Annotated in this window: 17 protein-coding genes and 1 tRNA gene; 10 read left to right on the forward strand and 8 right to left on the reverse strand. The window is 45.4% G+C overall.

Annotation, left to right across the window (positions count from 1 at the left end; all coding sequences use genetic code 11):
• The first annotated feature begins 135 nt into the window (after positions 1 to 135).
• The 3 genes from V7Q13_RS03475 to V7Q13_RS03485 are packed head-to-tail and all read left to right on the forward strand — an operon-like array spanning position 136 to position 5,470.
• Positions 136 to 3,213 carry a tetratricopeptide repeat protein gene (locus tag V7Q13_RS03475; protein WP_333799288.1) on the forward strand — a complete coding sequence of 1,026 codons (3,078 nt, stop codon included), beginning with the start codon at positions 136 to 138 and terminating at the stop codon, positions 3,211 to 3,213.
• Positions 3,213 to 4,853 (forward strand): hypothetical protein, encoded by a 1,641-nt coding sequence (locus tag V7Q13_RS03480; RefSeq protein ID WP_333799289.1) that lies wholly within the window; start codon positions 3,213 to 3,215, stop codon positions 4,851 to 4,853. The genes V7Q13_RS03475 and V7Q13_RS03480 overlap by 1 nt, the downstream gene beginning before the upstream one ends.
• 47 nt (positions 4,854 to 4,900) lie before the next feature.
• On the forward strand, positions 4,901 to 5,470 hold the full coding sequence (locus V7Q13_RS03485; protein WP_333799290.1) for a hypothetical protein: 570 nt from the start codon (positions 4,901 to 4,903) through the stop codon (positions 5,468 to 5,470).
• 2 nt (positions 5,471 to 5,472) lie between these two features.
• On the opposite strand, the gene plsX is transcribed toward V7Q13_RS03485, so the two are convergent.
• The 3 genes from plsX to V7Q13_RS03500 form a co-directional block, all read right to left on the reverse strand.
• Complete coding sequence (gene plsX / locus V7Q13_RS03490) at positions 5,473 to 6,450, reverse strand: phosphate acyltransferase PlsX (protein WP_333799291.1); 978 nt, start codon at positions 6,448 to 6,450, stop codon at positions 5,473 to 5,475.
• A 69-nt stretch (positions 6,451 to 6,519) separates the two neighbouring features.
• Positions 6,520 to 6,714 carry a 50S ribosomal protein L32 gene (gene rpmF / locus V7Q13_RS03495; RefSeq protein WP_157478539.1) on the reverse strand — a complete coding sequence of 65 codons (195 nt, stop codon included), beginning with the start codon at positions 6,712 to 6,714 and terminating at the stop codon, positions 6,520 to 6,522.
• Positions 6,715 to 6,748: 34 nt separating this feature from the next.
• Positions 6,749 to 7,300 (reverse strand): YceD family protein, encoded by a 552-nt coding sequence (locus tag V7Q13_RS03500; RefSeq protein WP_333799292.1) that lies wholly within the window; start codon positions 7,298 to 7,300, stop codon positions 6,749 to 6,751.
• Here V7Q13_RS03500 and V7Q13_RS03505 point away from each other — a divergent pair.
• Positions 7,299 to 7,514: a hypothetical protein gene (locus V7Q13_RS03505; RefSeq protein WP_333799293.1), complete on the forward strand. Its 216-nt coding sequence runs from the start codon at positions 7,299 to 7,301 to the stop codon at positions 7,512 to 7,514. The genes V7Q13_RS03500 and V7Q13_RS03505 overlap by 2 nt on opposite strands.
• A 24-nt stretch (positions 7,515 to 7,538) precedes the next feature.
• Entirely contained in the window at positions 7,539 to 8,033 is a 495-nt protein-coding gene (locus V7Q13_RS03510) for a TlpA family protein disulfide reductase (RefSeq protein ID WP_333799294.1), read from the forward strand.
• Positions 8,034 to 8,035: 2 nt separating this feature from the next.
• On the opposite strand, the gene V7Q13_RS03515 is transcribed toward V7Q13_RS03510, so the two are convergent.
• The gene (locus V7Q13_RS03515; RefSeq protein WP_333799295.1) at positions 8,036 to 8,572 is read right to left on the reverse strand and encodes a DsrE family protein; all 537 of its coding nucleotides are present in this window, start codon (positions 8,570 to 8,572) and stop codon (positions 8,036 to 8,038) included.
• Positions 8,573 to 8,681: 109 nt separating this feature from the next.
• Here V7Q13_RS03515 and V7Q13_RS03520 point away from each other — a divergent pair, with 109 nt between their 5' ends.
• The 4 genes from V7Q13_RS03520 to V7Q13_RS03535 all read left to right on the forward strand — a co-directional run bounded on the left by V7Q13_RS03520 (position 8,682) and on the right by V7Q13_RS03535 (position 15,805).
• On the forward strand, positions 8,682 to 9,047 hold the full coding sequence (locus tag V7Q13_RS03520) for a hypothetical protein (RefSeq protein ID WP_333799296.1): 366 nt from the start codon (positions 8,682 to 8,684) through the stop codon (positions 9,045 to 9,047).
• 78 nt (positions 9,048 to 9,125) lie between these two features.
• A complete protein-coding gene (locus V7Q13_RS03525; RefSeq protein WP_333799297.1) occupies positions 9,126 to 13,499 on the forward strand; it encodes a CusA/CzcA family heavy metal efflux RND transporter in 4,374 nt (1,457 codons plus the stop codon).
• Positions 13,500 to 13,526: 27 nt separating this feature from the next.
• Positions 13,527 to 14,663: an efflux RND transporter periplasmic adaptor subunit gene (locus V7Q13_RS03530; RefSeq protein ID WP_333799298.1), complete on the forward strand. Its 1,137-nt coding sequence runs from the start codon at positions 13,527 to 13,529 to the stop codon at positions 14,661 to 14,663.
• Positions 14,664 to 14,761: 98 nt separating this feature from the next.
• Positions 14,762 to 15,805, forward strand: coding sequence for an NAD(P)-dependent alcohol dehydrogenase (locus tag V7Q13_RS03535; RefSeq protein WP_333799299.1), 1,044 nt, complete (start codon positions 14,762 to 14,764; stop codon positions 15,803 to 15,805).
• Between the two features lie 113 nt (positions 15,806 to 15,918).
• On the opposite strand, the gene V7Q13_RS03540 is transcribed toward V7Q13_RS03535, so the two are convergent.
• The 4 genes from V7Q13_RS03540 to V7Q13_RS03555 form a co-directional block, all read right to left on the reverse strand.
• Positions 15,919 to 16,164, reverse strand: coding sequence for a GIY-YIG nuclease family protein (locus tag V7Q13_RS03540; protein ID WP_333799300.1), 246 nt, complete (start codon positions 16,162 to 16,164; stop codon positions 15,919 to 15,921).
• Between the two features lie 41 nt (positions 16,165 to 16,205).
• Positions 16,206 to 16,289: transfer RNA gene (locus tag V7Q13_RS03545), tRNA-Leu, on the reverse strand.
• Positions 16,290 to 16,398: 109 nt separating this feature from the next.
• Positions 16,399 to 17,211 (reverse strand): 2,3,4,5-tetrahydropyridine-2,6-dicarboxylate N-succinyltransferase, encoded by an 813-nt coding sequence (locus V7Q13_RS03550; RefSeq protein WP_157478547.1) that lies wholly within the window; start codon positions 17,209 to 17,211, stop codon positions 16,399 to 16,401.
• A 71-nt stretch (positions 17,212 to 17,282) separates the two neighbouring features.
• Positions 17,283 to 18,188, reverse strand: a complete 906-nt coding sequence (locus V7Q13_RS03555) for a glycosyltransferase family 2 protein (RefSeq protein WP_333799301.1) — start codon at positions 18,186 to 18,188, stop codon at positions 17,283 to 17,285.
• A gap of 113 nt (positions 18,189 to 18,301) precedes the next feature.
• Here V7Q13_RS03555 and V7Q13_RS03560 point away from each other — a divergent pair, with 113 nt between their 5' ends.
• Positions 18,302 to 19,447 carry a glycosyltransferase family 4 protein gene (locus tag V7Q13_RS03560; protein ID WP_333799302.1) on the forward strand — a complete coding sequence of 382 codons (1,146 nt, stop codon included), beginning with the start codon at positions 18,302 to 18,304 and terminating at the stop codon, positions 19,445 to 19,447.
• Position 19,448: the final 1 nt, after the last annotated feature.

Consider the following 19,448-nt stretch of genomic DNA (forward strand, 5'->3'; position numbering starts at 1 on the left):
TGTTAAAACACCCTCCAAATGTGCAAATGTGAAAAAGCAGGGCAGAGGCCTGCCAATATTCACGGGTTAATTTGCGTTAGCCTGCTGCTGTAACCTGTCGATGTACGACTGCGTATACACAGTAAGTAATTCATTATGATGCATGTTACCCGTTTCCTGCCCAGGAATATTGCTACCCTGCCGCTTGTTGTTTTGGCCGGTGTAGTGCTTTGGGCAAACAGCGTTGCTGCACAGCACACGTTTATAGTAAAAGACCCGGGCAAGTACCAGCGTTTTCTGGATGCCCGTCAGTGGTTTACTTCCGCCCAGTACAAACTGGCTTATCCGGTGTTTAAAGAGTTGGAGCAGGCCGTAACCACACCTGTAGATATTAACCAACAGTTGTATGTGGAAGAGTTACGTTTTTACATGCTGGCCTGCGAACTGATGGAAGACAATCCCGGTGCCGAACCAAAGGCACAAGGTTATTTGATGAGCAATGCTGGTTCTTATCTCAAAGGGCAGCTGGGTTTTTATCTGGGTTCGTATTATTTCCGTCAGCAGCGCTATGCTGAGGCTATCACTGCTTTTGACAAAGCCAATGTGAGCAACCTCAACAACGAGCAGGTGGCTACCATGCAATTTCAGCAAGGCTATGCGTATTTCACGCAAAAGCAATTTGTGCAGGCAAAGCCCTTGCTCAATTCGGTGCGGCAGTCTGCAGCATCACCTTACTATGCCGATGCCAATTATTACTACGGTTTGCTGGCTTTCAACGACAAGCAATACAAAGAAGCACTGCAGAGTTTTGAAGTGGTTCGGTACAATAAAAAGTACGAGGACATGGTGCCGTATTATACTGCCGGCATCAACTATTCCATTGGCGAAAAAGCCAAAGGCATGGAGCAGGCCGAAGCTGCATTGAAAACAGGCAATCCTTATTACAAATCAGAATTGCAGCAATTGGTGGGCCATGGTTATTTTGAAAAAGGAGAGTATGCCAAAGCGCAACCCTATCTTGAGCAGTACGTAAAAAATGCCGATAAAGTAAAAAAAGAAGACCTGTATGAATTGGCCTATTGCTATTACATCAGTCAGCAATATCCTAAGGCTATTGAGCAGTTCAAACCATTGGCTGGCGGCGATGATTCGCTGAGCCAGCATGCCATGTATTTGCTGGGTGATGCCTACTTAAAAACAGGCCAGAAAAACAATGCCCGCAATGCGTTTTTGTTTTGTAGCAGCAACAGCAGCAATGCACAGTTTAAAGAAATCAGTTTGTTCAACTACGGTAAGCTGAGCTACGAACTCGGCTACGACAATGAAGCATTGCCCGCATTGAAACAATACGTCAACAGCTATCGCCAGGGAGCTTACATTACCGAAGCCAGAGATTTGCTGGTGGGTGTGCTCGGCAATACCAGCAACTACAAAGAAGCACTCGACTTGTACGAATCGCTTCCTACCAAAAGTGAAATGGCGAAGTCGTACTATCCTCGCATTGCGTACAACCGTGCACAGGAGTTGATGAACGATCGCAATGTGGCCGGTGCAGAGCTGTTGTTGAAAAAAGTGCAGACGGCTCCTTACAATGAATCTGTGATTTCGCTAGCTCATTTCTGGCAGGGCGAAATTGATTTTGGTAAGAATGAATTTGCCAGTGCGGTGCAGCATTTTCAGGCTTACCTGAGCAAGCCGCAAGTGCAAGGCGAAGCCAATGTAACCAATGCGAAATACAGCCTCGGCTATAGCTTGCTTCGCTTGCAAGAGTACAAGCAGGCAGGCAATGTGTTTGCAGAAATAGCCAAGGGTTATTTTGCCAACGAGCAACAGCAAACTGATGTACAGTTGCGCCTTGCAGATTGTGCGTTCATGCAAAAAGATTTTAGTAAGTCGTTGCCCATTTACAATCAGGTAGCGGCCAAGCGGGGCTATGGCGCCGACTATGCGTTGTATCAGGCGGGTATGATTGCAGGAGCTCAAAACCGTGCAGCAGAAAAAATCAATCTGTTGCGTTCTATCGAAGGTTTGTATCCTAACAGTGGTTTGGCAGCTCTTGCCAATATGGAAATTGCCGATACTTATTTGGCCGATGAAAAATTCAAGGAGTCCATTCCCTTTCTGGCCAAAATCATTGCCTCAAAAGGAAATGAAAGTTTGAAGCCAACGGCTTACCTCAAAACAGGCCTGGCTCAATACAACCTCGATCAGTTCAATGAAGCATTGAATGCTTTTACCACACTGCTGAAACAATATCCGCAATCGCCGGAAAGTGAAGAAGCCATTGATAACGTTCGCAGCATTTATGTAGAACAAGGCAAACCCGATCAATATGTAAGCTTCCTGAAAAGTGTGGGCCGAAGTGTAGATCAGAATGTGGCTGATTCACTTACCTATGTTGCTGCAGAGTTGCAGCTGTCAGATGGTAAAAAGCCTCAGGCATTGGCTGGCTTTACAAAATACACCGAGCAGTTTCCTGCCGGCCGTTACATTGTTGATGCGCATTACTACGCTGCTGAGCTAAACCGTGAAATGAAAGCCATGCCCAGGGCCATGACGCACTATGATGCTGTGGCAAAGCTGGCACCAAACAAGTATGCAGAAAAATCGCTGCTCTTGCTGGCCCGCTATTACTATTTCGATGAAAAGAATTACAGCACTGCTTCCGGCTATTACACACAGCTGAAGCAACAAGCCAGCAGCAACGAAAACCGTTTGGAGTCGATGCGTGGATTGGCCCGTTGTCAATATTACCTCAACGATTTCGCCAACGCAGTTACCAATGCAAAAGAGTTGTTGCAGCAAGGCGGCGCCGGCAGCGATGACAAAGTGTTTGCCAACCTCATCATTGGTAAGCAGGCTAAAACAGAAGGCAATTGCACAGAAGCCATCACAGCTTTCAAATCAGTAGCGGCGCTGTCGAAAGCGGAGTTTGGAGCCGAAGCCCGTTATCAAATTGCCGCATGTTATTTTGAGATGCAAAAATTAGCAGAAGCTGAAAAAGCAGCATTTGAAGTGGTGCAAAAAGCTGGCTCTTATGCCAACTGGGTGGAGCGTTCCTACATTTTGCTCGGCGATATTTACCTGAAACAAGAAGATTACTTTAATGCAAAGGCTACATACAAAAGTGTGGCCGAAAATGCTACCATACCTGAACTGAAAGCCGAAGCCGCCAGCAAATTGGCCAAGGCCGAAAGCATGAGTGCAGCAGCATCAAAAATAGGAGGGCAGTAATGAACCGAATATATCAATCACTCAATCACCTGTTTGTTTTGCTGCTGTGTGTAGCAGGTTTTCAAACAGCTATCGCACAGGATACGGTGAAGCGAAGAACCATCGAAATCACGTCTTCCTTTAAGCCCAGTTTGCAGCAGCAACAGAAATTTGGTTTTACGGCCAGTGCCACCCCTGCAGATAGTGCAAGGCCCAAACTCAGTTACAAAATTCCTTCGCAAAATCTGGCGTTCAATTTTGTACCCGCACCGTTGCGGCCATTGGCTTTTCAGGAAGATAGTACGTTGAAAAATGCAGCTCCTTCTGTGTATGTAAAAGCAGGATTCGGCAATTTCAGTACACCTTTTTTGCAAGCACTGGCTTCGTTTGGCAATGGCGAAAAATCGAACGGCAGCGTGGAAGGAAACTACACCAGTTCTAAAGGCAATCTCGATTATCAGAAAGCCGCCCAGTATGGTGTAAAAGGCAATCTGTGGCTGCACATGAAGCAAAACAATTCACTGCATTTATATGGCGGTTACCAGGGCCAGCAAACGCAGCGCTATGGTTGGGAGCCTAAGGCAACGCCACCAGTGCTCGATTCGATGGCCTTGCAATACAATACCATTTTTGTTGGTGCTGGTTTGGGCAACAGCATTGCCGGAGGTGCCGGTGTGAGTTATGATGCCAAGATTGATGCGCATTTCTTTTCGGATAAATATGATGCACAGGAAACGGCGGTTCGTTTTGAAGCACCTATCACCAAAACCATTGGCGACAATGCCAGTGTAACGGTAGGCATCAAAGGCATGTTGTCTTCTTTGCGAAGCAACAAAGCTGATTTTAGCAACAACCTCTTCATGATTCCGGTGAATGCGCAGTTGCAGTTGAAAGAAAATATTTCTGTCAAAGCAGGCATTATTCCGTCATGGAACAACAAGGTATTTAAGCTGCTGCCCGATGTGTCGGTTGAATACTTACTGAATGAAAAAAACCTCGTATTACAAGCTGGGATTCGTGGATACTATGACGAGCAAACCTTCCGTTCTTTGGCGGCATTCAATCCTTGGATTCAGCAGCCTGATAGCCTGACCAATACCCGCAACAGCGAAATATTTGCTGCGGTAAAATCGAATGTCAATGAGAATCTCGGCTTTCGGGTAAAAGCCGGTGTAGGCAAACAAAGCAATGTGCCGCTGTTTGTAAATGATAGTAAGGATGGTAGCAGCTTTCAAATTCTTCGTGAGCTGGATTTGAACCGTGTATTTATTGCTGGTGAACTGGTGTATCAGCAAGGCCAAAAGCTGAACTGGACCAACAGCTTACAAGTAAATATTTACAACGACATAGATGCAGCACCAAAAGCCTATGGTTTGCTACCTTTCGAATTGCGTTCTTCGGTGCAGGTACTCATTTTGAAAGATCTGCGTTTCAAAGCCGACTTGTATACCATCAATGGCGCCTGGTACCGCGACCAAACCGGCGATGACAAAAAGGGAAAATCAGCATTGGATTTGAATGCAGGTCTGGAGTTTGACGTACACAAAAAAGTGAAACTTTGGTTGCAGCTTAACAACATTGTGAATCAGGATTACCAGCGATGGAACCAGTACCGGGTGTTTGGCTTCCAGGCCTTGGGCGGTGCCATTTTCCACTTCTAAATCGGGCAGTTTTGCTCATCTGATTCAGTTCCTGTTAATTTGTTGGCATGAACGCATTGCTGAATGAATTTCTGTTGTCGCATCAAGAACTGCCACTGGATGGTGTTGGAGTGCTTCGTGCAGCTTCACAACCCGCTCAGTACGATGTAGCAGAACGTGCATTTGTGCCGCCTACAGCAGCGTTGTCTTTCGAGCAATTAACTGCAGATAATGCAGTAAGCATGCAGCCTTTGGTGCGTTTCGTAGCACAGCAACTGCAATCAACTGAAGAAGATGCTTTTGAAAAAGTAATGCTGTGGCAAAATGAAACTGCACAGCAACTACAGCAAGGTGATGCTGTTGCGATTGGGGCCTTTGGCACTTTACATCAGCAAGACAATCATGTTGTTTTTTTACCAGCAACGCTTCAAACAGGTTTTGAGTCTATTGCTGCCGAAAGAGTGATTAGAGAGGGCGCAGTACACCAAATGGTGGTGGGCGATGTAGAAACAACCAACACCGAAATGGAAGCCTTTTATGACCAACACGAAAAAGCAACCGACCGGTGGTGGTTGCTTCCTATGATTGTGGCCGCTTTGGCCATAGCCCTGATTATTTGGGGGAAATTTCTTCGTTAAACTTAAGGTTCCGGTACTTCGTTTTCAGTACCCGGATTTACTTCAATTTCTGCGGCCAGTTTGCCAATGAAGTTGGTGGTAATCATTTTTTCTGCCACCAATATCATATTGCAGAATGCTTCCTCCTGCGAAACGCCGTGACCGATAATCACGGGCTTCTCTACTCCCAAAACAGGTGTGCCACCGTACTGCTCAAAATGAAAACGATCGAAGTAAGGATGACTGATGCCCTGGCGTTGTGTAATCGGATAAATAGATTCCATCATTTTCAGCAATACATTGCCCGTGAAACCATCACACACAATTACATCCGCTTTGTCTTCCAGAATATCGCGGCCTTCCATATTACCCACAAAGCGGATGTGGGTATTGGCCTTTAGCAAAGGATATGCAGCTTGTGCCAGCATGTTGCCTTTCCCTTCTTCTTCACCAATATTGAGCAGGCCAACAGAAGGATTTTCTATACCTAAAATTTCTCTGGCATAAGCAGTGCCCATAATGGCAAACTGATCCAGGTTTTCTGGCTTGCAATCACTGTTGATGCCCACATCGAGCAAGAGACCTGTTTTGCCTCCTTCACGTGGAATAATGGTAGCAATAGTAGGGCGCAACACACCCGCAGAAAGCTTCAATGAAAACATACTGCCCACCAGCATGGCACCAGTATTGCCCGCACTAATGAGGGCATCGGTTTTGCCCATTGCCAGCATGCCAAACCCTACAGAAATAGACGATTGAGGTTTGCCTTTCAAGGCTTTTACGGGGTGCTCATGGTAGCCTATAATTTCCGGGCAGTCTACAATGTGGAGTTGTTCATGGCCTGTCAATCCAACTGTAGCCAATGCTTCAGCCACATCGGCTGCAACACCCAACAATTGAATTTGTACACCAGCTCTTGGGGTAGCCAGGTACTGTTTTATTCCTTTCGCCGCTTCAAGGGGGGCATAGTCGCCGCCCATCATGTCCAATGCTATCTTCATAAGGTGCGGAAAATAATAAAAAGGTGACACCTTTTAGCAAAGTGTCACCTTAACCATTAAGAATGGGAATTATTTCTTGATGGGAGACTTCTCAGCCACCACCTGGCCTTTATAGTACAGCTTTCCTTCGCTAACATGTGCACGGTGGCGAACATGTGTTTCGCCGGTAGCACTGTCTACACTCAGGGTAGCTGCAACGGCTTTGTAATGCGTACGGCGTTTTGCGCTGCGCTGCTGGCTATGGCGTCGTTTCGGATTAGGCATAACGGATCTAATTAAAAGTTATCAAAAGCGTTTATTAATTACTGTTTTCTTCAAGTCCCTTGAATTTGTCCAGGTCTTTCCAGATTGTGTTGTGATTTTCTTCGCTGGGGCGGAGCTTATTGAGCGTTTCCAGTACTTCTTTGTTGCAGTACGGGCCACCAATTTCTGCATCATTACACATGCGTGTCATAGGTATGCTCAGGTTGATGAACTCATAAATCCAATCACTCAAATGCAGGTGGCTTTCGTTACGGTCGATATAATAAACATCAGGATCTTCTTCCTGCTCGTTCATTTCGTCCGGGTTGTCTACCAACTTCACCACTATTTTAAACTCATCCCACAAATGCATGGGCAGGTTATTGCCGCAGCGGTCGCAAATGACTTTGAGTGATCCACCTACATCAAATTTCAGTAAAAAGAAACCAGTCTTTTTGTCCAAATTCAACTTAACGGTGGCATTCACGTCTGTGAAGTCCTGCTCATCATAATCTTGAAAGAACTTGTCCGTAATTTCATAACTGAACTGGTGTTCGCCCGGCTTTAATCCTACAAATGCAATATCGTACGTTCTTTTGCCAGACATGACCCATCCAGAAATTAGGGCTGCAAAAGTAGGAGGAATGACCATCGTGGCCAAACATTATCCACTAAAATTCTGGTTTTTTCGCCGTTTTGGTGGATATGTGGAAAAGGCAAGCTTGTTGGATAATTGCTTTTATTCCCATTATTTGAAGCTTGTGCTTTGCAAGGTTAACAAATTGCCAGCAACAAGCCAAGCCAATACGGCTGTAATTTAGCCACACCATTTTGCATCAATTATTATGAAAATCAATCAGTTATTTTTTGCTGCCCTGCTTTCTTGCTTATTGTTCAGCACAGCATTGCTGGCGCAGCCGCCCCGTAAAGGGCAAACGGCGCCAGACATCCGGCTGCAAAATGCACAAGGTGATAGCGTGGCCTTGAGCAGCCTTCGTGGCAAAGTGGTACTCATTGATTTTTGGGCCAGCTGGTGCGGCCCTTGCCGTATTTCCAACAAAATGGCCAAACCGGTATACGAACAATACAAGGCCAAAGGGTTCGAAATTCTTGCCATTTCGGTAGATCAAAACACTGCTGCATGGAAGCGGGCCATCAAGCAAGACCAAATGACCTGGCTTCAGGTACACGATGCTGAAGGAGGAGAAGATGCCGTGGCGTACAAATGGAATATCCGCCAGATTCCTACCACCTATTTAATTGACAAAAATGGCAAAGTAGCAGCAGTAGACCCCGATTGGATGGAGATTAGCAAACTGCTGCCCAAGCTGTTGAAGTAGTGCTACATTTTCATGGCAGCATAACCTTTGAGTTGATGGGTAACAAAGGCCGTCATATAAGAAGTGGCAATTTTTACCTGCGGCAATAATTCCTCTGGCAACAGTTTTCTTTTTACAGTACTCTGCCCACAAACCATCATCGTTACTCCCGCCTTTGTTAGTTCATCCAAAACCTGCAGATTAGGATTGGGCCGTCCATATTTCCGCTGATATGCTTCATTTTTTTGAATGCAATAACTGCCGGCATTGTGAAAAATAATAACGATAGAACGCTTGTCTTGCGAAATGCCGTCGACGGCCAAAAGGTTTACAAAGCGGCTGGCAATTTCCAGCGACTGGCTAATGTCTGCAGAACCTGTATCACTCTTGTCTATTTCAATTACCACTTTGTAGGGCAGGTTTTTATCTGCAGTAAATGAAAGGCCTGGCACTTGGGCAAACACTGCACCATAGTGTGGTACAGCGGGATTGGAGGAAGTTTGTGCATGGATATTTTCGATCGCAAAAAACAAAGTGACAGTGAGCAGGATTCCTTTCATAGTGTAGTCAAATGATGGCGTTTATGGATAACAACGAATATAACCATCCTGCCACTGCCCCAAAAGTTTTACCTTTAGCACCTTGCGACGGATTCTTTCTATATCACTGATGTGTATTTACCTCATTGGCACTACAGAAGCCTACCAGCTGCTGAAGTTGCCCAGTTTTGTAAAGCACTATTTCGAACACAGTCAGGAGGATCCGCAATTATCGTTGATGGCTTTTATTAAAATGCACTACAACGAGAAGGTTGATATAGATGGTGATTGGCAAAAAGACATGCAATTGCCATTTAAAACACATGAAGATGGCACCAGTCTGTTGCCCCTTGGTTATTTTCCGCCTACGCATGTTACTCCACTCAGGGCTCCGGTACTTATTGTAAGTAAACCCCGCATTATTCCTTTCCATCAGTTTCTGTTCGATTTATATTCAGCAGACATTTTTCAGCCGCCGCGGCATCTGGTTGCATAATCCAACTTTCGCAACAATTTTTGATACCATTTAAATCATTGCGTACCAGCAAAGTCTGGTATGTAAGCGCATATCATTATGCTTAACGCTATTATTCATTTTTCCATCCGCAATAAATTAATTGTGGGCATTATGGTGGCTGCACTTGTTGTAGCAGGCATCATCCATATTCAAAAATTACCCATCGATGCTTTGCCGGATATTACCAGCAATCAGGTGCAGGTAATTACCGTGAGCCCTGCTTTGGCTGCGCCAGAAGTAGAACGCCTTGTAACATTTACTGTAGAACAAAACTGCTCCAACATACAGGGCATTACCGAAATGCGTTCCATCAGTCGGTTTGGCTTGTCGGTAGTTACAATTGTGTTTAACGATGAAACAGATATTTACTGGGCCCGACAGCAGGTAGCAGAACGGCTGCCATACATCAAAGATGAAATTCCTCCCGGTGCAGGCAGCCCAACCATGGCGCCACTTACCACCGGTTTGGGTGAAGTGTACCAGTACATTGTAAAAGCGGCTCCGGGCTACGAGGGCAAGTATTCACTGGCGGATTTACGTACCATTCAAGACTGGCAAATACGTAGACAACTACTGGGCACAAAAGGCGTTGCCGATGTCAGTTCATTCGGTGGTCATCTCAAGCAATATGAAATTGCTTTTCGTGCTGAAAAGCTCAACAGCATGGGGCTGAGCATTGCAGATGTTTACAATGCCTTGCAGAAAAATAATCAAAACTCTGGCGGTGCCTATATCGAAAAAAATGACCAGGTACTCTTCATTCGTACCGAGGGTTTGATTGAAGACATACGCCAGATTGAATCCATTATGCTGAAAGCTTCAGCCAATGGTTCCCCTGTGTATGTACGTGATGTAGCAACGGTGAAAGAAGGCCATGCTATACGCTACGGCGCATTGGTAGATGGCAGCAAGGGTGAAGTTAGCGGCGCTGTAGTGTTGATGCTGAAAGGTGCCAACGGTATGGATGTGGTAAACCAGGTGAAAGCAAAGATGGAAGTGATTAAAAAATCGCTGCCGGAAGGTGTGCTGGTCGAAACATTTTATGACCGCAGCAAAATGGTTGAACGTTCCATCAAAACCGTAAAAACCAACCTGACAGAAGGTGCATTGATTGTGGTGCTGGTACTGGTATTGTTTCTGGGCAATCTGCGGGCTGGTCTCATCGTAGCGTCGGTTATTCCGCTGGCTATGTTGTTTGCTATCATTATGATGAACCTGTTTGGTGTAAGTGGCAACCTTATGAGTTTGGGGGCTCTCGATTTCGGGTTGATAGTAGATGGTGCAGTTATTATTGTGGAAGCAGTGTTACACCGCTTGCACCACAAAAAGATTCCCGGTGGTATCACTACTTTATCGCAGGAGCAAATGAACCATGAAGTGGAAAATGCTGCTGGCAAAATGATGAATGCTGCAGTGTTTGGTCAGGTCATTATTCTGATTGTGTACCTCCCCATTTTAGCATTGGTAGGCATAGAGGGAAAGATGTTTAAACCCATGGCACAAACGGTTTCGTTTGCATTGGTAGGTGCCTTCTTACTATCACTTACTTATGTACCCATGATTACTTCGTTGGGCATTGGTAAAAAGATTTCCAGCAAGGTAGATTTCTCCGATAAGTTCATGGCTTTGGTAGAAAAATCGTACTTGCCATTTTTACAATTGGCATTACGCTTTAAAAAATCATTGATGGTATTGGTAGTGGTTGTTTTTGCCACGGCCATTGCATTGATGACGACACTTGGCGGTGAATTTATACCCGAATTGGAAGAAGGTGATTTTGCAGTAGATACAAGATTGCTTACCGGAAGTTCTCTCACAGCATCAGTAGAAGCATCGCAAAAAGCCGCAGCCATTTTGGAAGCCCGGTTTCCGGAGGTAGAAAAAATTGTAAGCCGAATTGGTGCCAGCGAAATTCCAACCGATCCTATGCCTATCGAAATGGGAGACCTCATTATTTTGCTGAAAGACAAAAAACAATGGACTTCTGCTGAGAGCTATGATGAATTGGCAGATAAAATGAGTGAAGCATTGAGCGAAGTGCCCGGCTTATCAGCTGGCTTTCAATTTCCTGTACAAATGCGTTTCAATGAATTAATATCAGGTGCAAGGCAGGATGTGGTATGTAAAATTTTTGGCGAAGACCTCGACTCATTGGCCGCTTATGCTGCTAAAATTGGTGCCATTGCCGAAAAGGTAGAAGGTGCCAGTGATTTATACCTTGAAGCAGTAACCGGCTTGCCACAAATAGTAGTGAAATATGACCGTGATGCAATGGCTTTGTACGGCGTAAATGTAGACGACATTAACCAGATTGTTCGTACTGCATTTGCTGGTGAATCTGCTGGATTGGTGTATGAAAAAGAAAAACGTTTTGATTTGGTGATGCGTTTGGAAAACAACAGCCGGCAAGATGTAAGCAACGTTCAACAACTACTTGTACCAACCGCACAAGGCACTCAAATACCTATGTATATGGTGGCTAATATTTCTATAGAAGAAGGGCCTAATCAGATACAGCGGGAAAATGCCAGCCGTAGAATTATTGTGGCTTTCAACGTACGCAACAGAGACGTTGAAAGTGTGGTACATGAATTACAAGATAAAGTAACCAATCAGGTAAAGCTTCCACCAGGTTATTACCTTCATTTTGGCGGAGCCTTTGAAAATTTGAATGCCGCAAAAAACCGGTTGATGATAGCAGTGCCTGCATCACTCGCTATGATATTTTTGCTGCTGTTTTTTGCATTCAATTCATTCAAACATTCATTGCTCATTTTTACAGCCATTCCACTATCGGCTATTGGCGGTGTGTTTGCTTTATGGTTGAGAGATATGCCGTTTAGTATTTCTGCAGGCGTGGGCTTCATTGCCTTGTTTGGCGTGGCAGTGTTGAATGGTATTGTATTGATTACAGAATTTAACCGACTGAAAAAAGAAGGCAAATTGTCTTTACAAGAATTGATTGTAACCGGCACTCACACCCGTTTGCGGCCGGTACTGATGACGGCAGCCGTAGCCTCACTTGGTTTTCTGCCCATGGCACTCAGCCATAGTGCCGGAGCCGAAGTGCAAAGACCGTTGGCATCTGTTGTTATTGGAGGATTAATAACCGCCACTTTCCTAACCCTCATTGTACTCCCTGTTTTGTATCAATGGGTAGAAACCAATCCTCGTATGAATAGGAAAAGAAATAATCCGACTGTAGCTGTAATCATCACACTTATGTTGGGAGCGGGCATTACTGCTCAGGCTCAGCAAAAGCTCACATTGGAACAAGCTTTTGATTTGCTGCCCAAGCAAAACATAACATTGAAAGCAGGGCAGTTGCAACAGCAGTATTTACAGGCACTTCAAGCTACCGCCGGAGAAATGCCACGCACCAGAATTGTTGCTGAATTAGGGCAAACAAACTCTGTCAATTTTGATAGCCGATTTATGGTAGCGCAACCTTTTTTGCCATTTGGTTCGGTGGCTGCGCAAAAGCAGGTATTTCAATCTGCAGTATTTGTGTTTGAAAAAGAAATGCAATTGCGTGTAGCTGAATTGCGCTTGATGGTGCGGCAACATTTTGTCAATTATGCCTATCATCAGGAACGCAAATTGCATTTACAAATGATGGATACTTTGTATGAGCGTCAAGTAAAACTGGCAACACAACGCTTGCAGGCAGGGGAAACCAATAAACTGGAATTAGCCGGCTACCGGCAGCAGCAACAACTCGTTAGGCAGGCTATGCAAACAACCGACATTGCAATGCAACGTGAGGTATTGCAGCTGCAAGTATTGCTGCAAACCACCGAGCCACTACAACCTGTAGACAAGAATTTCAAATCGGCGGTATTACTGCACGGCATTGATTCTACAACCATTTCACAACATCCGGTAATACAAATTGTAGCGGCACAAGCCAAGGCTGCTGCTGCAGAAACGCAATACCTGAAATCACTCCGCAAACCAGAATTAGAACTGGGTTACAACAACCAAAGCCTGATTGGGTTTCAAACCAGCAGAGATGGTACGGATAAGTTTTATGAAGCAGGCACCCGTTTTTCGGCAGCACAAGTTGGCGTGAGTTTTCCGCTGTTTGGCAAAGCATCAAAAGCTAAAGTAAAAGCATCAGCATTGCGGGAGCAAACACTTTTGCAACAGCAGCAAATGCAGCAACAGCAGCTATCGGGCAACTATCAACTGAAGTGGAAAGAAACGCAGTTGCTGTGGCAACAAGTGCAGTCTATTGAACAGGAATTGCTGCCAAGCAAGCAGGATATTTTGCAAACGGCGCAACAGCAACTCAAAGCCGGCGAACTCAATTATATGAACTGGATGCTGATTGTAGAACCCGCCTTACAAGTACAATTGCAATACCTCGATAGCTGGTTTGCTTATCGTACTGCTGTGGCAGAACTTCAGTATTTACAAGAGAAAAATTAATCAGCTCAATCGTTAAGACATTTCATTATGAAAAAAATATTGTTCTATAGCATCCTTGTTGTATCAACGGCCTGTGGCACAAAGGATGCAGCCAAAGAAGAAGCCAAAGCTCCGGCTGCGGTAAGCACCACTCTTCAATTGACCGATGCACAAATTAAAAACGGTGGTATCGAAATTGTGGATGTTGTTTCAGCTCATATCAACCAGACTGTGCAACTCAACGGTACCATTGATGTGCCGCCGCAAAACATGGTGAGTATTACCTGCCCTATGGGTGGTTACATCAAGAGTATTGATTTGCTGCCCGGGCAAGAAATCAACAAAGGGGCAGTGCTCATTACGATGGAAGATCCTGCTTACATTCAATTGCAACAAGATTATTTGGTAGGCAAAAGCAAAATGTATTTCCTGGAAAAAGAACTGGAACGACAGCAGCAATTGGCCGCTACCGAAGCCAGCAGTCAAAAAATGTATCAGCAAACAAAAGCCGACTTTGATGCGCAAAAAGCCATGCAGGAAGCACTGAAACAAAAATTAGCACTCATTGGTATTGATGCAGTACAACTGACCACAGAAAACATGTCTCGTACCATTGCGGTTCGTTCGCCTATTCATGGTTTTATTTCGAAAGTACCCGTTAACAAAGGCCGCTATGTAGCCCCTACAGAAGTACTGGCGGAGTTGGTAGACCCCGGTGATATTCATGCTTCACTTACAGTGTTTGAAAAAGATTTACCCCTCATTCAGAAAGATCAGGAAGTGGCAGTACGCTTAGTGGCCCATCCCGAAAAAGCCTATCCTGCAGATGTATTGCTGGTGAGCCGCACTATTGACGATACCCGTTCTGGCATGGTGCATTGCCATTTTCACCAATACTCCAGAGAACTGGTGCCCGGTATGGCAGTAACAGCAACCATCGAATTAGGCAAGCAAATGCAGCCTGCAGTACCCGAAGCTGCCATTTTGTTGAGCAAGGGTAAACACTTTGTATTTGTGCAAACAACCAGCAAGCAATTTCAATTGGTAGAAATTACGCCCGGCGATAAGGAAAACGGTTTGGTAGGCATCAGCAGCAGCAACTTCTATTGGGCTGGCAAAAAAGTGGTCGCCAAAGGGGCCTTTAGTTTGCTAGGCATGATTTTGAAATCTGAAGAAGAGGAGTAGTCCATTGAGTCTGTACTTTTTCTTTTGGCCAACAAAATGTATTGGATGCCGTTTTGTATTCTTCGACTTTTGTATTGTCTACTTAAAAAACATAGAACATGATATCAGTAAAAGCGTATGCAGCCCAATCAGCCACAAGTCCGTTGGCGCCTTTCTCTTTTGAACGCCGCGACCTTCGCCCCGATGATGTGCAGGTTGACATTTTATATTGTGGTGTTTGCCACAGCGATTTGCATCAGGTGCGGGATGAATGGGGTGGCTCTATGTACCCCATGGTGCCAGGTCACGAAATAGTGGGTAAAGTAGCTGCTGTGGGTAGTGCTGTTACCAAATACAAAGTGGGCGATACCGTTGGTGTGGGCGTTATTATTGATAGTTGCAATACCTGCAAGCATTGCCAGGCCGACTACGAACAGTATTGTGTAGAAGGCGCTACCGGCACCTATAATGCTATGGAAAGAGATGGTGTTACTGTTTCACAAGGTGGTTATTCCAGTGGCATTGTGGTGAAAGAAAAATTTGTGTTGAAGGTGGATGACAGACTCAACCTGAGTGCTGTGGCACCTTTGTTGTGTGCCGGTATCACCACCTATTCACCGCTCCGTTTTGCAGGTGTAAAAGCGGGCATGAAAGTAGGAGTGGTTGGTCTCGGAGGCTTGGGCCACATGGGTGTAAAATTTGCAGTGGCATTTGGTGCAGAAGTTTCAGTACTCAGCACTTCGCCTTCCAAAGAAGCAGATGCGAAGCGTTTGGGGGCAACGAACTTTATCCTCACCACCGATAAAGAACAAATGAAGCAATATGGCAGCTACTTCGATATCATTTTAGATACTGTGAGTGCCAATCACAATTTTACCGGCTACCTCAACCTGTTGGCATTAGAAGGCAAATTGCTGGTAGTGGGCTTGCCACCCGAAGCACCTAAAGTGGCGCCGTTTTCTCTCATCAGTAATCGGCGCAGCATTATTGGTTCCATGATTGGCAGTATGAAAGAAACACAAGAGATGCTGGACTTTTGTGCCGAGCACAATGTGGTAGCCGATGTGGAAGTGATAGCCGCCGCCGACATCAACAATGCCTATGAACGCTTGGTGAAAAATGATGTGAAGTACCGTTTTGTGATTGATATGAATACGTTGTAAAACCAACGGACCCATAAATAAAAAACCTCGCAAATGCGAGGTTTTTTATTTGGTGCCCAGGACTGGATTCCCTGCCTGACTGCGTCAAGCAGACAGGGAACCAGCACACCCGTTCAGTTACTATTGAGCTTGTTTTTCAGCCATTGTTTTCCATGGCTTGTTTTGAGATATTTTTCTCTCACTCTGGCAGCTGCCCAATCGGGATGTTCTTCAGTGTAAATAATTTTCCAAGGCATGTGCCCTTTTGTATACTTGCTTTTACCCGCATTGTGCTCTTTTAACCGAAGCTCTGCATTCAAAGCCATTCCGGTATACCAGCTCTGGTCGAGCAAACTTTCTATGACATATACGAATACCATAAAACAAAAATAGCCCGAGCATTTTGCTCAGGCTATTGAAGTGCCCAGGACTGGATTCGAACCAGCACACCCGTGAAGGCGCTGCGACCTGAACACAGTGCGTCTACCAATTTCGCCACCTGGGCAGGTGATTGATAATCATTGAACCGGGGTTCAATTTTCAGATCGGGTTGCAAATATAGAGGCCTATTTGAAAACTCCAACCGAAATTTTCAAATAGGCTTATTTTCTTTTTTACACTGCTACATTAAAGTCGCGGAGTGCATCATTCAAACTGGTTTTCAAATCGGTGCTGGGCTTGCGCTGGCCAATGATCAACGCACAGTTTACACCATAAGTACCGGCAGGAAATTGCTTGTTGTAGGTGCCCGGAATTACAACGCTGCGGGCTGGTACACGGCCTTTGTACTCGATGGGTTCGCTACCACTCACATCAATAATTTTGGTGCTTTGTGTAAGTACAACATTGGCACCAAGCACAGCTTCCTTTTCTACAATCACGCCTTCTACCACAATGCTGCGGCTTCCTAAAAAGCAACCATCTTCAATGATCACCGGGCTTGCTTGCAAGGGTTCCAACACGCCGCCAATGCCTACGCCACCACTAAGATGTACGCCTTTACCAATTTGAGCACAGCTGCCCACAGTTGCCCAAGTATCCACCATGGTGCCTTCATCTACATAAGCGCCAATGTTAACGTAAGAAGGCATCAATACAACATTGCGGGCCAGGAATGCTCCGTAGCGGGCCACGGCATGCGGTACAGCACGTACACCCAAATCGGCGTAGTTGCTTTTGAGTTTCATTTTGTCGTAAAACTCAAAAGGGTGGAGGTTAAAGGTTTCCATTTTGCGGATGCCGAAATACATGAGGATGGCCTGCTTTACCCACTCATTTACCTGCCAGCCGTTTTCGGTGGGTTCAGCCACCCGCAGGCGACCTTTGTCTACTTCTTCAATCACAATTTCTACAGCCTCACTGTATTCTATTTGTTGCAACAGGGCCCTGTTTTCAAAGGCTGCCTGAATCGCTTCTTTCAATTGCATAATGCTTGTTTTTTAAGTGTCGGGCGGCGAAATTCAATAAAAAAACAACTACCTGCTTCAAATGGCCACCGCTATTCCTTTACTATTTTATAATTCTTGTAAATGAAAAACTGTTTGCCGGTCAGCTTTTCTACCCAGCGTAGTATTTTCTCTTTTGCCGACATATTGTTTACAGCCGGATTGTAATTAAATGTCCAATCCTGAGCGGCGATCCGGGGCTGCATCAGGGCAGGATGCGCTTCATCGAAAGTGGCGAGGTAATCTATCTGGCTGTAATCAAAACCATCGGGATTGGCCGCTAAAAAATTGGCCACATAATCTTCTCCATCGTGCCAGCGGCTGCCAAACTCTGCCTGTTTGAGCAGTTGTGTTTTCGGATTTTTTACATAGCTGTAATGAAACACCCGGCAAGGAATAGACCACACGTTTAGCTTACGGGCAGTGCTTTCATCTTCATTGTTGATGAACACCCGAAACCCTTGCGAATCGCGGTAGGGGCGGGCATTTATGCCGTTGCGAACAATGCGAATTTCATGTTGGTGGTACCGGCGGCTGGGGCCAAAGTGGCGAAAATCGCCGTAGAAATTCAGGAAACGGAAAAGAAATCCCTCAATCTTGGGATTGTGCAAAGCCGCTTCCATGCTTTGCCGAATGATAGGCAATTCTTTTTCGTGCAACACTTCGTCGGCCTGCAGGGTAAAAATCCAGTCGGCATCTGCGCTGCAGTTGTCTAGGCCGATGTTGGCCTGCAAGGCAAAAATCTTTCCGCCTTTGCGCAGGTCTGCCGGCCAAATAGTATCGACAATCTTGATTTTAGGGTCGCCAATATTTTCGACTGCTTCACGGGTTCCGTCATGCGAATCGCCCACAACCACTACCAGTTCATCTACCAGTGGCAGCAAACTTTTAATGGACTCTACGAATGGATAATCGAGATGAATGCCATTGCGGACGTATGTAAAACCGGAAACTTTCATGCCTGTATTTTTAACGCAAAGGCCAATGCCTGCGGCTGCAAATGTAGGTGCTTAGCCGGGCAGCACGAATGCTGCAACATGCTTTGAATATATTTGCGCCTACTTTGCAACACATGAATATCGCCTTCGACGCCAAAAGAGCTTTTGTAAACGATACTGGTTTGGGCAATTACAGCCGGACTTTGATATCGTCGTTGGCCAAAGATTTTCCGCAGCATCATTACTATTTGTGTACACCCAAATTGGGCCGGTTGTTTCAGGCTACGGGCAGTAACATGGAGGTGATGCTTCCGCAACAACCATTGCATAAAATGTTGCCATCTGCATGGCGTAGCAGTTGGGTAGTGGGCAATTTGAAAAAGCACAACATTCAATTGTATCATGGCCTCAGCCACGAAATACCACAGGGTATTGCACAAAGCGGCATTCGTTCGGTTGTAACCATGCATGACCTGATTCATGAACGCTATCCTGACCAATACCCTTGGCTGGATAGAAAAATATATACCCGAAAGTTTCGCTATGCCTGCGCCAATGCGGATGCTATCATTGCCATCAGCCAGCAAACCAAACAGGATTTGATTGACATCTATGCTGCAGATGAACGTAAGGTTCATGTGTGCTATCAAAGTTGTCATCCGATGTATGCCCAGCAGGCCAGCAATGAAATAAAGAAAGCTGTTCGGGAAAAGTATGGCTTGCCACAGGAGTATCTTTTATATGTAGGTTCTATCATTGAAAGAAAAAACCTGATCAAAATTTGCAAGGCATTGCATCAAGCTAAGGACGTGACGTTGCCATTGGTAGTGATTGGCAGAGGCAAAGAATATAAAGCGAAAGTAGAAGCATTTATAGCCGGGCATCAACTCAGCAACAGGGTGATATTTTTATCGTACAAACAACAGGCCAACGGAAGGGTAGGTGTGGATGCCGAAGATTTTCCCGCCATTTACCAAATGAGTAGCATGCTCATTTATCCATCCTTTTTCGAAGGCTTTGGCATACCTGTGCTGGAAGGTTTGTACAGCCGGGTACCGGTTATCACCAGCAATACATCTTGCCTGCCCGAAGCGGGTGGCGATGCTGCCTTTTATGTAGACCCATCCAACCCGGAACAAATAGCTCACCAAATGCGCCGCATACTTACCGATGCTGCATTGGTGCAAGAGCATATTGCAAAAGGCATTGCCTATGCACAGCAATTCAGCAATGAAATTGCAGCAGCTTCCGTACATCAGGTGTATTCATCTTTGTTTTAAA

This window comes from Phnomibacter sp. (genome assembly GCF_036803085.1).
In the GTDB taxonomy this organism is placed as follows: domain Bacteria; phylum Bacteroidota; class Bacteroidia; order Chitinophagales; family Chitinophagaceae; genus Phnomibacter.

Coding starts and splice junctions, on each gene's coding strand:
- V7Q13_RS03475 (WP_333799288.1), top strand. CDS start 136: ATGATGCATGTTACCCGTTTCCTGCCCAGGAATATTGCTACCCTGCCG.
- V7Q13_RS03480 (WP_333799289.1), top strand. CDS start 3,213: ATGAACCGAATATATCAATCACTCAATCACCTGTTTGTTTTGCTGCTG.
- V7Q13_RS03485 (WP_333799290.1), top strand. CDS start 4,901: ATGAACGCATTGCTGAATGAATTTCTGTTGTCGCATCAAGAACTGCCA.
- plsX (WP_333799291.1), bottom strand. CDS start 6,450: ATGAAGATAGCATTGGACATGATGGGCGGCGACTATGCCCCCCTTGAA.
- rpmF (WP_157478539.1), bottom strand. CDS start 6,714: ATGCCTAATCCGAAACGACGCCATAGCCAGCAGCGCAGCGCAAAACGC.
- V7Q13_RS03505 (WP_333799293.1), top strand. CDS start 7,299: ATGACCCATCCAGAAATTAGGGCTGCAAAAGTAGGAGGAATGACCATC.
- V7Q13_RS03500 (WP_333799292.1), bottom strand. CDS start 7,300: ATGTCTGGCAAAAGAACGTACGATATTGCATTTGTAGGATTAAAGCCG.
- V7Q13_RS03510 (WP_333799294.1), top strand. CDS start 7,539: ATGAAAATCAATCAGTTATTTTTTGCTGCCCTGCTTTCTTGCTTATTG.
- V7Q13_RS03515 (WP_333799295.1), bottom strand. CDS start 8,572: ATGAAAGGAATCCTGCTCACTGTCACTTTGTTTTTTGCGATCGAAAAT.
- V7Q13_RS03520 (WP_333799296.1), top strand. CDS start 8,682: ATGTGTATTTACCTCATTGGCACTACAGAAGCCTACCAGCTGCTGAAG.
- V7Q13_RS03525 (WP_333799297.1), top strand. CDS start 9,126: ATGCTTAACGCTATTATTCATTTTTCCATCCGCAATAAATTAATTGTG.
- V7Q13_RS03530 (WP_333799298.1), top strand. CDS start 13,527: ATGAAAAAAATATTGTTCTATAGCATCCTTGTTGTATCAACGGCCTGT.
- V7Q13_RS03535 (WP_333799299.1), top strand. CDS start 14,762: ATGATATCAGTAAAAGCGTATGCAGCCCAATCAGCCACAAGTCCGTTG.
- V7Q13_RS03540 (WP_333799300.1), bottom strand. CDS start 16,164: ATGGTATTCGTATATGTCATAGAAAGTTTGCTCGACCAGAGCTGGTAT.
- V7Q13_RS03550 (WP_157478547.1), bottom strand. CDS start 17,211: ATGCAATTGAAAGAAGCGATTCAGGCAGCCTTTGAAAACAGGGCCCTG.
- V7Q13_RS03555 (WP_333799301.1), bottom strand. CDS start 18,188: ATGAAAGTTTCCGGTTTTACATACGTCCGCAATGGCATTCATCTCGAT.
- V7Q13_RS03560 (WP_333799302.1), top strand. CDS start 18,302: ATGAATATCGCCTTCGACGCCAAAAGAGCTTTTGTAAACGATACTGGT.